Origin of the sequence: Rubrivirga litoralis (assembly GCF_031846415.1) — a bacterium.
Taxonomy (GTDB): domain Bacteria; phylum Bacteroidota; class Rhodothermia; order Rhodothermales; family Rubricoccaceae; genus Rubrivirga; species Rubrivirga litoralis.
Genome location: NZ_JAVRHT010000004.1, coordinates 1 through 13,378 on the forward strand (window position 1 = coordinate 1; position 13,378 = coordinate 13,378).

Consider the following 13,378-nt stretch of genomic DNA (forward strand, 5'->3'; position numbering starts at 1 on the left):
ATCCACTGATCCACTGATCCACTGATCCACTGATCCACCCCGCCCGTGCGCGTCGCCTCCTTCGACCTCCACCCCTACCGGCTCCCGCTCACCGACGCTGTCGTGTGGAACGGCGAGCGGCGCGAGACGCGCGAGGGCGTGCTGCTCCGCCTCCACGACGAGCGCGGTCGGGCGGGGTGGGGCGACGCCGCCCCGCTCCCCGGGTTCAGCCGCGAGACCGTCGCCGAGGCCGAGGCCGCCCTCCGCGCGCTCCTCCCCGCCCTCGACGGCCGCGACCTCGACGCGCGCGACGTGCTCCGCCCGGACGGCCCGTTCCACACCGCGCTCGACGCGGCCGGCCTGCCGTCGTCGGCCCGGTTCGCGCTCGACCTCGCGCTCGCCGACCTCGCCGCGCAGGACCTGGGGCGGACGCTCCCGCAGGCGCTCCACCCCGACCCGCCGGTCGTCCTCCCGCTGAACGGGCTGCTCATGGGCGACCGCGAGGCCGTCGTCGCACACGCGGGGCGGCTGGCGGCCGAGGGCTGGGCCGCGGCCAAGCTCAAGGTGGGGCGGCAGGCCATCGAGGACGACGCCGAGACGGTCCGCGCCGTGAGCGGAGCCCTGGGCGGGGCGGTCCTGCGCCTGGACGCCAACCGGGCGTGGACGGCGGATCAGGCTCGCGCCTTCGCCCGCGCCGTCGAGGGCGTCCCGCTCGACTACGTCGAGGAGCCGACGCCGGACGCCGGCGACCACCCCGCCCTGTGGCTCGACACGGGCCTGCCGGTCGCGCTCGACGAGACGCTCCAGGAGCCGGGCGGGGCGGCGCACGTGAGGGGCTGGGCGGCGGCGGCCGTCCTCAAGCCGACGCTCGTGGGCGGGCTCGCGGCCGCGCTCCGCCTCGCCGCCGCCGCGCGTGCCGTCGGCGTGCGGGCCGTGCTCAGCGCGTCGTTCGAGAGCGGCGTCGGGCTCCGGGGCGTCGCCGCGCTCGCCGCCGCGACGGGCGCCGAGCCGGCCGGTCTCGACACGTACCGCTGGCTCGCGGAAGACGTCGTGCCCCCGCTCCCGCTCGACCGCCCGCGCGTGGACCTGCCCGCCCTGTTCGCCGCCTCGCCCGAGGTGCGGGTCCCGTGACCGACCCCGTCCGCCACCACGCCCGCGCCCGCCCCAGCGCGCCCGCCCTCGTCACGCCCGACGCGGTGTGGACGTGGGCCGAGCTGGACGCCCGCGTCGGCGCCTGCGCCGCGCGCCTCGCCGCCCCGCCCCGGGCGCCCGACGTGTGGCAGGGCGCCGCCCCGCTCGCCGTCCGCGCCCAGACCTCGCCGGACCTCGTGGTGCTGACGCTCGCCGCGCTCCGGTCGGGGCCGACGCTCGTCCCGCTCTCGACGCGCTGGCCGGCGGCGGCGGTCGCCGACGCGCTCGACCGTCTCGGCCTGGACGCGCTCGTGGCCGACGGCTCTGACGGCGCCCCGACCGGCCTCGACACCACCCCGCTCGACGCGCTCGCGCGGGCGGGGCGGGGCGGGGCAGAGGAGCGGGGCGGGGCGGGGGAGGCCGCCCAGTCTGCGGTGGCATCCTCGACCACGTCGTTGCGTGCAACGACGCTACGCAAGGGCGGGGCGGGGGAGGGCGGAGCGGGAGCGGGGCGGGGCGGCGCACGAACCCCGACCCCCGAACCCCTCGACCCCCAAACCCCTTTTACCGTCGTCCATACGTCGGGGTCGACGGGCGTGCCGAAGGCGGCGCTCCACACGGTCGGCAACCACGTGGCGAGCGCGCGCGGCGTGAACCGGCGCCTTGGACTGGGGGCGGACGGCCGCTGGCTCCTCGACCTCCCGCTGTACCACGTCGGCGGGCTGGGCGTCGTGGTCCGGTGCGCGCTCGAAGGCGCCGCGATGGTTCTCCCCGGCGAGGGCATGAGCACGGCCGAGGCCGTCCGCGTGCTGCGGCCGACGCATGCCTCATTCGTCTCGACGCAGCTCCGCCGCCTCCTGGACGCGTTGGGCGGGGCGGCTGGCGGCGCCGCGAGCCTCCGCGCCGTGCTCCTCGGCGGCAGCGCGATCCCCGCTAGCCTGCTGGACGAGGCCGCCGCCCGCGGCCTGCCCGTCGCCACGTCGTACGGGCTGACCGAGATGACGTCGACCGTCACCGCGACAGCGGCCGGCGCCGGCCGCCCCGCCCTCGCCACGTCGGGCGCCGTCCTCGACGGCCGCGCGCTCCGCCTCACCGCCGGTGGCGAGATCGAGGTGGGCGGGGCGGCCCTCTTCGCGGGCTACCTCGGGCCGGACGGCCTCGCCCCGCCCGGTGCGTGGTTCGCGACCGGCGACCTCGGGCACCTGGACGACGCCGGCCGCCTCGTCGTGACGGGCCGGCGCGGACTCATGTTCGTGTCGGGCGGCGAGAACGTGCAGCCCGAGGCCATCGAGGCCGCGCTCCTCGCGCTCGACGGCGTCGCCGAGGCCGTCGTCGTGCCCGTCCCCGACGCCGACTTCGGGCACCGCCCCGCCGCCTTCGTGCGCACCACGAGCGCCGCCCCGCCCGACGCGGACGGCCTGCGGGCCGCGCTCCGCCGGACGCTCCCCGGCTTCATGGTGCCCGTCGCCGTTTACGCCTGGGGCGGGGCGGGGGGCATGAAACCGGACCGCCCCGCCCTGGCGGAGAGGGCGGGAGGGATGGGGAGGAATAGAGGAGCGGAGGGATGAGCAGATGCCCCCGCCCCTCTGCTCATCCCTCACCCATCCCCTCATCCCGCATCCCTCCTTACAGCAAGTCGTCCCGGAAGTCGTCGACCTCGGCGTCGTCGCGGAGCCCTTCGAGCCACGCCTGGAGCACGCGCTGCCGCTTCTGCTGGAGGAGCTGCTGCCGGATCTGCTCGCGGAGCTCCGGCGTCAGCTCGGCGTCGGTGCCGCCGACGAGCGACGTCGTGCGGACGACGAACGCGGCCTGGTCGCCCCCGATGACCCCGCTCCGCTGGCCGGGCTGGAGCCCGAACGCGGCGCCGACGGCCCGCGGTTCGCGCCCGAACTGCGGCACGACCGGGTCGGCCAGCGACAGGTCCGACGCCCGCTCGACGTCCGTCCCAGCCGCCTGGGCGATGCCGGGCAGCGAGCCGGCGGCGAGCGCCTGCTGGAGCTTCTCCTTCTGGACGGCCTCCTTTTTGTCGAGGAGCACGGCCGACTCGATCTGGTCGCGGACCTCGTCGAACGGGGCCACGCCTTCGGGCCGCTCGTCGACGAGGCGGACGACGATGAAGCTGTCGCCGGCGTCGATCGGGTCCGACACGGCGCCCTCGGAGGCGCGGCGGAGGAAGCGGTTCAGCTCGCGGCCGACTTCGAGGCCGGGGATCCCGATCTGGTCGGCCTGGATCTGCGTCTCGGTCGGGGCGGTCCCGCGCTCCCGGGCGGCCTCGGCAAAGTCCTGGTCTTCGAGGTCGAGGAACGCCTGGAAGTCCTCGGCCTCGCCCATCACGCGGTCGATGTCGCCCTCGACGGGGCGCGAGACGCGGACGAGCTCAACCTCCTGGTCGGCCCGGTCCTCGACCTCGATCAGGTGGACGCCGTAGGGCGTCTCGACCGGACCCACGACCTGCCCGAGCGGGGCGGCAAAGGCGGCCTGCTCGAACTCGGGGTTGAGCTGGCCGCGCCCGAACCACCCGAGCTCGCCGCCCCGGTCCTTGTTGCTCTCGTCGGTCGAGAACTGCCGGGCGGCCTGCTCGAACGAGAGCTGGCCGGACTCGATCTGCTGCTTGACCTCGCGGGCGCGCTCGGCCTGGCCGGCGGGGAGCAGGATGTGGCGGGCGCGGAGTGAGGGCTCGCTGGCGGGGCGGACGCCCGTGATGCGGGCGACGTACGCCTGCCCCCCGGCGACGACCGGGCCGACGACGCGGCCGGCGGTCGGGTTCTGGAACACGGCCGTCGCGAGCGCGGCCGGGAGGTCGCCGGCGCCGACGTACTGGGCCTCGACCTCGCCGCCGAACGAGTTCCGCCGCGCGAACGAGACGGGGTCGGGCGCCGTGCGGAAGTCGGCGACGAGGCCGCGGAGCTCGTCCGTGGCCCGGGCCGAGTCCTCGGCCGTCGGCGTCTTCGGGAAGGCCACGTACTCGACGGCGTAGGTGGCCGGCCGCTCGTAGTCGGCCTCGTGCGTGCGGTAGTAGTCGCGGAGGTCGTCGTCGCTTACCTGGACCTCGCTGTCGGGGACGTCGGCGTAGCGGAGGGCGACGAACTCGGCGCCGGCCCGCCGGTTCTGGCGGACGAACGCGGCGTCGACCTCGGCGTCGGAGACGCGGGCCGAGGCGCCGATCAGGGCGGCGAGCTTGGCCTGGCGCCGGTTCCGGCGGACCTGCTCCTCGATGGCGATCAGCTGCTCGGTGTACTGGGGGTCCTCGACGACCTGCTGGAGCGCGGCCCGGTCGACGCCGCCCTGGCCGTCGCCGAGCACCTGGAGGATGAGCGGGTCGGGGTTCGGTCCTTCGATGAGCTCGTAGACCTCGTCGTCGGTGACCTGGATGCCCAGCCGGTCCATCTCGCGCTCGACGAGCGCGTTGTCGACGAGGGCGTCGAACACCTGGTTCTCGATCTGGGCCTGGAGCCCGTTTGAGACCGGGACGCCCTGGGCCTGGTACGCCTGGACCTGCTGCTGGACCGCGTTGTTGAACAGCTCGCCGTCGATGGCGACGCCGTCGACCGTCCCGATCGTCCGCCCGTCGCGGCCGCGGCCGACGTTGTCGAACGCGCCCGAGTCCTGGAGCGCCCACAGGCCGCCGAAGGCGACGACGAGGACGCCGACGAGCACGCCGCCGGCCCGCTCTCGAATGCTGTTCATCACTCCGGCCATGTCTCGCTCCGCGTGCGCGGGGGTTGGGGGGCGGCGGTCGCCGCAAGCGCTAGGCGCCGGCAGCGCCGGCTCGACTCAGGGAACCCGGAAGCTAGCCCGCGCCGTGTGGCGCCCCGGGGAAAAAACGAGCGGGGCGGGGTGGGGGCTCGCTCGGCTCGCCGGGAACGGGGAATAGGGAAATGGGAACGGGCAGAGGGGCGGGGTGGGGCACGCCGATTGGCCGCCCCGCCCGTGAAGCGGGTGGCGAACCCGAGGCGGGGTGGGCTCGGGGGCAGCGCCGCCCCGCCCGCTGCCGCCCCGCCCAGTGCCGCCCCGCCCGTGGGGCGGGCGGCGAACCCGGCGGGGGCGGGGTGAACCCGGAGGCGGGGCGGCCAGGGACGGCAGGACATCGTCCCGAGGCGGCGGCAGTCCCCCTCCTGGCCACCCCGAAGGGACGGCGCAGCCAGGAGGGGATAGGGGTGGTCGTCGGGCGGGCGGGACGGTTCCGCCCGACGTCCGCCCCGCCCGGTGCCCCGCCCGACGCCGTTGCATGCAACGGCGCTACGTGGTGCCCTGGCATCCGTGGGGCGGGGCGGTCATCTTCCCCGTTCCCCGTTCCCCGTTCCCCGTTCCCCGTTCCCCGTTCCCCGTTCCCCGTTCCCCACAAAAAAGCGGGCCGAGGCGGGGCGAACCCCGAGCCTCGGCCCGCCTCTCTCTCTCCCCTTTGGGGACTCGGTGCCGCCCCCGCCCGCCGCCTCCGAGGACGGCCTGCGGGGGCGGGGCGGTGGATGTCTAGGCGGCCACGCGGTGGGTCTCGAACTGGCCGCGCAGCGTGCGGAGCGTCTTCGAGAGGACCTGCGAGATGCGGGCCTCGGTCAGGTGGAACTCGCCGGCGATCTCGCGGAGCGTGAGGCCCTCGAAAAAATACAGGTGGACGATCCGCTGCTCACGCTCGGGGAGCCGCCCGACGAGCGCGCCCACGAACCCGTTGGTCGAGGCGGCCTCGGCGCTGGCGTCGGCGGGCTCGGCGTCGGGCGAGGCGACGACGTCGAGCGGCGTAGGCCGGTCGTCGCCGCCGTCGTAGAGCGAGAGCGCGAACCGCTGCTGGGCGTCGCCGAGGAGCCGGTTGTAGGACCGGACGCTCACGCCGAGCCGGCCGGCGACCTGGGCCGCGCGCGGCTCGGTCCCGAGCTCCTGGCTGAGCACCTCGGCCGTCCGCGACGCCTCGGCCACGCGGCGGCGGCGGTCGCGGGAGAGGCAGTCGATGGTCCGCAGGAAGTCGACGAGGGCGCCGCGGATGCGGCCGAAGGCGAACGACGCGAACGGCGTCCCGCGGTCGGGGTCGTACGACCCGAGCGCCTGGAGCATCCCGAGCATCCCCGCGTTCTCGAGGTCGCGGTAGGTGGCCAGCGGGTGGTCGGGCAGCGTGATGCGGCGGGCCAGCGAGCGGACGAGCGGGAGGGCGGCGACGGCGACGGCCCGCGCGTGCTCGTCGACGTGGCTGGTCTCGGCGTCTCGTTCGACGACGTAGCGTTCGACGGCGTCCTGGAGCGAAGAGGTCATGGGTGTGGCGGGCCGGGTGGGAGGGAAGAGGCCGCGTCGAGCGACGATTCCCCCTTCTGCAAGCCCGGTGCCACGGCCCGCCCGCCCCGCCCCCTGCCGCCGCCGACGGCCTTCAGGGGGCGCTGAGGGAACCCCCACAGTCCCGCTACGCCCCGTCAAACGGCGTTCGCGCTCGTTTCCGGCGCTCCGTCCGCCCCGCCCGGTGCGCCGGGCGCCCGTCTCCGCCGAGCACGCATTCGTAACGGGGCGGGTAGAATCGGGGCGGGGCGGCTCCATCCGCCCCGCCCGCCTAGGTTCGGGGAGGTACGGGGTACTCGGTACGAGGTACGCGAGCGCCGAGGCGGAATCGGACCGTACCTCGTACCCGGTACCCCGTACCCGCCCGGGGGGTCTTCTAGGTGACCGGGCCGCCCTCGGCCGGCGCCTCGTACTCCATGTGCGCGCCCGTCCGCAGCGCCTCGTCGACGGCGTCGAACGCGCGGTCGACGTCGGCCGGCGGGTTCCAGACGAACGGGGCGAGGCGGAGGACGCGGCCCTTCCGGCTATCAGCGTAGACGTCCTGGGACTTGAGCCACGCGGCCAGGCGGTCGGCGTGCTCGACCTCGAGGACGAGCATGGCCCCGCGCCGCTCGGCCTCGCGCGGCGAGCGGACGCCGAGACCCAGCGCCTCGGCCCGCTCGATGGCGCGCGCGCCCTTGGCGAGCGTGTCGGCGCGGACGGCCGCGATGCCCTCGCCCAGCAGCACGCGGAGCCCCTCGACCGCGTGGTACATCGACGCCACGGCCGTCGTGCCCGCCAGGAACCGCCGGCGGACCTCCGGGTGGTCGGCCGGCGCGTCGGCGAACGCGAACGGGTCGGCGTCGGCGAGCCACCCCGCCAGGCGCGGGCGGAGATCGAGCCCGGGGTGGACCCAGAGGTAGGCGTTCCCGGTCGACCCGCACGCCTCCTTGAGGAGCCCGCCGAAGTACACGTCGGCCCCGAGCGCCGCCGCGTCGACCACGACCGACGCCGTCGCGTGGTAGCCGTCGATGGCGAACAGGGCGCCGTGGCGGTGGGCGGCGTCGGCGATCCGGCGGAGGGCGTCGTCGGTCAGGACCTCGCCGGTCGCGAACCCGACGTGCGACACGACCACCCAGGCCGTCCGGTCCGTCACCGCGTCGCAGACCGCGTCGACGTCGACGAACCCGTCCGCCCCGGCGGCCACCTCGACCGGGCGCACGTCGCGGAGCCCGGCCCACCGCTGGACCGAGTGGCGGACCGACGGGAACTCGGCGTCCGTCAGCACGACCTCGGTCCGTCCCGCCCCGCCCGCGCCCTCGAACGGCTCGTCGCACGAGAGGAGGCACTGAACCGTCCAGTGCACGTTGGGCTGGAGGATGCACGTGCCCGGCTCGGCGCCGAGGAGCGGGGCAAGCCAGCGGTCGCCGAGCGCCTCGGGCAGCGACCACCACCCGACGTCGGTCCCCAGGTCCCAGCGGTCGGGCACGCGGTTCCAGGCGTCGACGCCGCGCTCGGCCCAGTCGTCGCAGAACGCCTGCATCATGGCCGGCACGGTCCGCGGCATGAGCCCGTGCGTGAACGCCCGGAGCTCGACGGCGGGCGGGGGCGGGGTGGCAAAGCGGTCGCGGAGGTCGAGCATCGGGCGGGGTGGAGGGCGGGGCGGCGGGTACTCGCGCCCGCGGCGCCGGTTGCAGCCGCCCCGCCCTCGTGCCACAGCACGCCGCCCGTTACCCCCGCCCGTGTGAGCGGATTCGGCGGACGGGGTGGCGGCTCCTGTGCGACCGCGCCGCTACGCCTGCGCGGTCGGGGCGGGGCGGCCCACGTCGCGGAGGACGAGGCCGCTCTTCGGCAGCGCCGGCAGGCGCGAAAAGTCGACCTGGAGGTCCTGCTCGGGGACGCGGTACGGGAGGCCGGCCAGGAACCGGGAGGTCTCCTTCATCAAGCGGATCGTGATCCACTCGCCCGCGCAGCGGTGGTTCTCGAAGTGGTCGCCGCCGCCCTGCGGGATAAAGTTGAACGGGCTCTCGTCCCAGCTCTTGAACCGCTCGGGCCGAAAGTCCTCCGGGTCGTCCCACGTGCGCGGGTCCTGGTCCGTCCCGTAGAGGTCGAGGATCACGCGCCGCCCCTTGGGGAAGGTGTAGCCCTCCCACGTGAAGTCGTGCCGCACGCGGGCGGCCACGGCCGGGAAGAACGGGTACACGCGGCGGATCTCCTGGACGAACCGCTCGGCGGCGGCGTCGCCCGCGCCGCCGGCGATCGCGTCCCGGACGGCGGGGTGGGCGTGGAGCGCGTGGCCAATGAACGCCACGTAGACGGCGATCGCGACGACGGGCCGGAGGATGTTGAGCAGGTCGACGCCCGCAATGTGGGCGTCCAGCAGCTGCCCGTCCAGCGTGCGGTGCCAGGAGATCACGTGGGCCGCCGTGTTCTCGGCCGGCTGGAGCCGCCCGGCGCGAACGTCCTCGACGAGCCCCTCGGCCCATGCGTTGGCCCGCTTGCGCGCGATCCGCGAGGCCACGTGCCGCCACCCGATCGACCCGGCCCCGTTGAAGAGGAGCGTGAGCTGGCGCGTCCTTTTGTCCACGTCGCTCTCGGGGAGCGGGACGCCGGCCCACGCGCAGACGGCGCGCGCGAGGACCTCGCACGCCTCGTCGAACAGGACGACCTCGTCCCGCCCCGCCCACCTCTCGGCGGCCGCGGTCCACTCGGCGGCGGTTTGGTCGGCCAGGCTCTCGATCCGGTCCGGCGTCATGAGCGACATGAGCATCGTCTTGCGGTGGAGGTGCTCGGCGTCGTCGAGCCCCTGCACGCCGCCCTTCCCGAGCAGCGTCCGCACGACGAGCCCGGGCATGGCCCCGCGCCGCTCGAACCGCTCCGTGTCGTAGAGCAGGCGGGCCGCCTCCGGCCCCGTCATGCAGATGGCCTTCTCGAACATGAGGCGCGTCTCGAACGCGTCGGTCCCGAGGCGGTGGCACTCGTGGGCGATAAAGCGGTAGGGGTCGCTGATGAAGGCGAGCGAGCTGTCGAGGGCGGCGGTCTGGGGGAGCGCGGGCATGGGCGGGGTGGGGAGGGTGGGGCTCCAAAGGCGCGCGGCGCCGGGAGGGTCCGCCCCGCCCCGCGTTTTGGCGCCGACGGGGGTTTCCCGGGCGCGCTGCTCAGGGCAAGGGCCGCGGGCGGACCCACGGAGAGGGGCGCCCGAGACGACACCGAGGTCTACGAGGAGCGGCGGTAGTCCCCCTCCTGGTCAGGAGGGGCTAGGGGTGGTTGCGACGAGGGCGGGGCGGTTCAGCCTTGGCACCGCCCCGCCCCGCCCGATGCCGCCCCGCCCCGCATCACGCGCCGTGCTCGGACGGGCGACCGGCGGTCGCATTCGCCCCGCTCATGGCGCGGACGGACTCGAAGGGCGGAGTGGTGCCTGATGGCGGTGCCGCGGCCCGACGGCGTTGCGTGCAACGCCGCTACGGTTGCCGCCCCGCCCCGCCCCGCCCCCGCGCGGTGCGGGCGGGGCGGCGTGCCGTGCGCCCACGGGCGACCGCCGGCCGCCCCTACGGTCCCACCCCGCCCACCGCTCGGGCGGGGCGGCCGCACGTTCGCTTCCCGCTTCCCGCTCTATTCCCCCAGCCCCACGATCCGCCCGATCACGTCGACGGCCGAGACGCCCTCGGCCTCGGCGTTGAAGTTGGTCACGATCCGGTGGCGGAGGACCGGGACCGCGATCCGGTCGACGTCGGCCGCGAGCGGCGTCACGCGGCCGTCGAGGAGCGCGAGCGCCTTGGCGCCCAGCACGAGGTACTGGCTCGCGCGCGGCCCGGCCCCGTACGACAGGTACTGCGTCACGAAGCCCGGCGCGCCCTCGCGGCCCGGCCGCGTCCGCGACACTAGGCGGACGGCGTGCTCGACGACGTGGTCGGCGACGGGCGCGTGGCGGACGAGGGCTTGGAACGCGGCGAGGTCCTCGGCCGAGAGCGCGGGCTCCGCCCCGCCCCGCGCGTCGCCCGTGGTGGCCTTGACGACGGCCACCTCGTCGGCGAACGGCGGGTAGTCCAGCCACAGGTTGAGCATGAAGCGGTCGAGCTGGGCCTCGGGCAGCGGGTAGGTCCCCTCCTGCTCGATCGGGTTCTGGGTCGCCAGCACGAAGAACGGGTCGGGCAGCTCGAAGCGGTGGCCGGCCGCCGTCACCTGGCGCTCCTGCATGGCCTCCAGGAGCGCCGCCTGCGTCTTCGGCGGCGTCCGGTTGATCTCGTCGGCCAGGACCACGTGGGCGAAGATCGGCCCCTGGACAAAGCGGAAGCTCCGGCGCCCCGTCTCGCGGTCCTCGTCGACCACCTCGGTCCCGGTGATGTCGCCGGGCATGAGGTCGGGCGTGAACTGGACGCGGCTGAACGAGAGGTCGAGCGCGTCCGAGAGCGTGCGGATGAGGAGCGTCTTGGCCAGCCCGGGCACGCCAACCAGCAGGACGTGCCCGCGCGCGAGCAGCGCGACCACGAGCCCCTCGACGGCGGCCTCCTGGCCCACGACCACGCGGCCGACCTCGCGGCGGAGCCGGCCGTAAGCGTCGGAGAGGGCGCCGACGGCGGCGGGGTCGGTCGGGTCGATGGGCATGGGCGGGGCGGTCGGGGCGGGGGGAAGCTCGCACCACGCGCCGCCCCGCCCCCCGAGTTCCCGAACGCGCCCCGCCCGCTGCCGCCCCGCCCGCGGCGAGGGCGGGGAGGGCCGCCCCGACTGCCGCCTCAGGACGCTCGCCGCGGGACCCCCGCCGCCCCGCCCCGGTTGACGCCCCGCCGCTCTCCGCCCCGCCCCCATGTTTCACGTCGTCCCGCTCGGGACCGGCTCCGCGCTCCCCACCAAGACCCGCCACCTCGCCGGGACCGTCGTCCGCCGCGAGGGGCGGAGCGTCCTGTTCGACTGCGGCGAGGGGAGCCAGCTCCAGCTCGTCCGCGGCGACCTCACGCGGGGCCGGCTCGACGCCGTGTGCATCACGCACCTCCACGGCGACCACTTTTTCGGGCTCCCCGGCCTCCTCACCACGCTGGCGCTCCTGGAGCGCGAGGACCCGCTGACGATCGTCGGGCCGCCCGGGCTCGCGTCCATCCTGGGCGCCATCCCCGGGTTCGGCGACGGCGGCCCCTACGAGATCCGCTACGTCGAGCTGGAGGAGGGTTTCGAGCACGCCGTCGTGTACGAGGACGAGCACGTGACGATCGAGGCGCGGCCGCTCGAGCACCGCGTGTTCTGCGCCGGCTTCCGGTACCAGGAAAAGGAGCGGCCGGGCTCCATCGACGGCGAGGGCGCCCGCGCGTCCGGCGTCACCGAGGGGTGGCAGTACGAGGCCCTCAAGCGCGGCGAGGCCGTCGACCTGGAGGGCGGGGGGACGCTCGCGCCGGACGGGCTCGTCGGGCCGCCCAAGCCGGGCGCCGCCTTCGCCTACGTCCTCGACACGGTCCCCTGCGACGGCGGCCGCGCCCTCGCCGACCGCGCCGACCTCCTCATGCACGAGGCCACGTTCACCGACGAGCACGCCGAGCGGGCCGCCGACGTCGGCCACTCGACGGCGCGGCAGGCGGCCGAGGTCGCCCGCGACGCACACGCGGGGCGGCTCCTCATCACGCACTTCTCGGCCCGCTACACCGATGCCGCCCCGCTCGTGGCCGAGGCCCGCGAGGTGTTCGAGAACGCGGACGCGGCCGAGGAGCTGGAGCGCTATGAGGTCCGGCGGTAGCCGCCCCGCCCGTAGGCCGGCGACCCGCTCGCGTGGGGGCGGGGCGGCTCCGGTCGGGCCGCTTCACCACCCCGCCCGCTCGGGCGGGGCGGTTCAGTCCTGGAGCGCCCACCGGACGAACGCCTCGACCCGTCAGGTCGGCGCAGCCAAGTCGCCCAGGTGGTCCGCCACGATGGCCCGGACGATGGGCAGGCTGACGGCCTGGTTGGCTGCGCCGTCCCCTCCGGGGGTGTCGTGCACGGCCACGTTGCGGAACCCGACCATCCGCTGCATCCGGTCCCCGAGCGGGGCGGGGAGACTGCCGGCCTCGACGAGGAGGCGGACCCCGAAGGGACGGCGTTAGCCAAGGCGTCGCGGCTGGTCTGCGGCACGCCCGCCCCGCCCACGCGGGCGCGGCGCATGGCGAGGTCGATGGCCGCCTGGCACGCCCGCTGAAGGTTGAGCACGACCGCGTCCTGCCGCGTCTGGTCCGCGAGCCCAGGATCGGCGGCGGCCTCCTCGGGCACGCGCCGGAGGCACCGCTCGATCGCCGCGGCCTTGTTGGCTACGCCGGCCTCCGGCTGAGGACGACGTCGTCAGCCATGCACGCGGCCCCGCTCGCGGACGTCGTCCAGGATCCCTTGCCGCTCCTCGTTCAAGAGCGCGTAGGCCAACATCGTCCAGACTTCCCAGACCCCGGAGGGACGGCGCAGCCAACGCCCGCGCCGTCGGGTCGGCGTCGTAGACCACGCGGCCGGTCCGCAGTACCTCGGCGCGCATGACCGTCGAGGCCGAGCGGAGGTCGACGTCGACGCCCAGCGCGGCGGCCAGCGCCTCCTGCGCGTCGAACCGCTCGACCGGGTCCATCGGGCGGGGCGGGAGCACGGCGAGGTCGAGGTCGCTGTCCGCCCGCCCCGCCCCGCCCGCGCGCGAGCCGAACAGGTAGACGGCCTGCGCGCTGGGCACGCGGTCGAGGAGGGGACGGAGGTCGGGCGGGGCCACGGCGCGAGGTAGGGCGACCGGCCGCCCCGCCCCCGGCCGGGCGGGGCGCCACGCGCCTCGTTCAGCGGCAGAGTGCCTCGTGCGCGGAGTCGGAGCTGGTCGCTCGATTCGACAACCACCCCTGGCCGCTCCTGGCTGCGCTGACCTGGCGGTTGACCAGGAGGGGAACTCCTCGCCCCGCCCGACCTCTGCCCCGGTCACGCATGAAGACCGTCTGACTCTGCCCGAGATGCCCGCCTGCGGGTGGGGCGGGGCGGGCTCTTCCCGCTGTGTCGGACCGCCCCGCCCGAGTCCGTCGCTCGCGGGCGGGGTGGGGCAGGAACCGCG

9 protein-coding genes and 1 pseudogene are annotated in these 13,378 nt (G+C 75.8%); 3 read left to right on the plus strand and 7 right to left on the minus strand.

All coding sequences use genetic code 11. From position 1 onward, the window contains the following. Positions 1 to 45 precede the first annotated feature (45 nt). On the plus strand, positions 46 to 1,110 hold the full coding sequence (menC, locus tag RM540_RS02820) for an o-succinylbenzoate synthase (protein WP_311661935.1): 1,065 nt from the start codon (positions 46 to 48) through the stop codon (positions 1,108 to 1,110). After that, positions 1,107 to 2,678, plus strand: coding sequence for an AMP-binding protein (locus tag RM540_RS02825; protein ID WP_311661937.1), 1,572 nt, complete (start codon positions 1,107 to 1,109; stop codon positions 2,676 to 2,678). The genes menC and RM540_RS02825 overlap by 4 nt, the downstream gene beginning before the upstream one ends. A 58-nt stretch (positions 2,679 to 2,736) precedes the next feature. Here RM540_RS02825 and RM540_RS02830 read toward each other — a convergent pair whose 3' ends face one another. From RM540_RS02830 to RM540_RS02850, 5 genes are all read right to left on the minus strand, one after another. After that, positions 2,737 to 4,797, minus strand: coding sequence for a peptidylprolyl isomerase (locus RM540_RS02830; RefSeq protein ID WP_311661938.1), 2,061 nt, complete (start codon positions 4,795 to 4,797; stop codon positions 2,737 to 2,739). 783 nt (positions 4,798 to 5,580) lie between these two features. Then, positions 5,581 to 6,351 carry a sigma-70 family RNA polymerase sigma factor gene (locus RM540_RS02835; protein ID WP_311661939.1) on the minus strand — a complete coding sequence of 257 codons (771 nt, stop codon included), beginning with the start codon at positions 6,349 to 6,351 and terminating at the stop codon, positions 5,581 to 5,583. Positions 6,352 to 6,745: 394 nt separating this feature from the next. Beyond that, positions 6,746 to 7,990, minus strand: a complete 1,245-nt coding sequence (locus RM540_RS02840; protein WP_311661941.1) for an aminotransferase class V-fold PLP-dependent enzyme — start codon at positions 7,988 to 7,990, stop codon at positions 6,746 to 6,748. 150 nt (positions 7,991 to 8,140) lie between these two features. Continuing rightward, positions 8,141 to 9,406 carry a cytochrome P450 gene (locus RM540_RS02845; protein WP_311661943.1) on the minus strand — a complete coding sequence of 422 codons (1,266 nt, stop codon included), beginning with the start codon at positions 9,404 to 9,406 and terminating at the stop codon, positions 8,141 to 8,143. 554 nt (positions 9,407 to 9,960) lie between these two features. Next, positions 9,961 to 10,953: an AAA family ATPase gene (locus RM540_RS02850; RefSeq protein WP_311661945.1), complete on the minus strand. Its 993-nt coding sequence runs from the start codon at positions 10,951 to 10,953 to the stop codon at positions 9,961 to 9,963. Positions 10,954 to 11,152: 199 nt separating this feature from the next. Between RM540_RS02850 and RM540_RS02855 the strand changes: the two genes are divergently transcribed. Next, a complete protein-coding gene (locus tag RM540_RS02855; RefSeq protein WP_311661947.1) occupies positions 11,153 to 12,070 on the plus strand; it encodes a ribonuclease Z in 918 nt (305 codons plus the stop codon). A gap of 132 nt (positions 12,071 to 12,202) precedes the next feature. Here RM540_RS02855 and hepT read toward each other — a convergent pair. Beyond that, positions 12,203 to 12,516, minus strand: a pseudogene (gene hepT / locus RM540_RS16385) (type VII toxin-antitoxin system HepT family RNase toxin). Continuing rightward, a complete protein-coding gene (gene mntA, locus RM540_RS16465; protein ID WP_311661949.1) occupies positions 12,410 to 13,252 on the minus strand; it encodes a type VII toxin-antitoxin system MntA family adenylyltransferase antitoxin in 843 nt (280 codons plus the stop codon). Before mntA ends, hepT begins: the two are co-directional and overlap by 107 nt. Between the last annotated feature and the right edge of the window lie 126 nt (positions 13,253 to 13,378).

Coding starts and splice junctions, on each gene's coding strand:
- RM540_RS02830 (WP_311661938.1), bottom strand. CDS start 4,797: ATGAACAGCATTCGAGAGCGGGCCGGCGGCGTGCTCGTCGGCGTCCTC.
- RM540_RS02835 (WP_311661939.1), bottom strand. CDS start 6,351: ATGACCTCTTCGCTCCAGGACGCCGTCGAACGCTACGTCGTCGAACGA.
- RM540_RS02840 (WP_311661941.1), bottom strand. CDS start 7,990: ATGCTCGACCTCCGCGACCGCTTTGCCACCCCGCCCCCGCCCGCCGTC.
- RM540_RS02845 (WP_311661943.1), bottom strand. CDS start 9,406: ATGCCCGCGCTCCCCCAGACCGCCGCCCTCGACAGCTCGCTCGCCTTC.
- RM540_RS02850 (WP_311661945.1), bottom strand. CDS start 10,953: ATGCCCATCGACCCGACCGACCCCGCCGCCGTCGGCGCCCTCTCCGAC.
- RM540_RS02855 (WP_311661947.1), top strand. CDS start 11,153: ATGTTTCACGTCGTCCCGCTCGGGACCGGCTCCGCGCTCCCCACCAAG.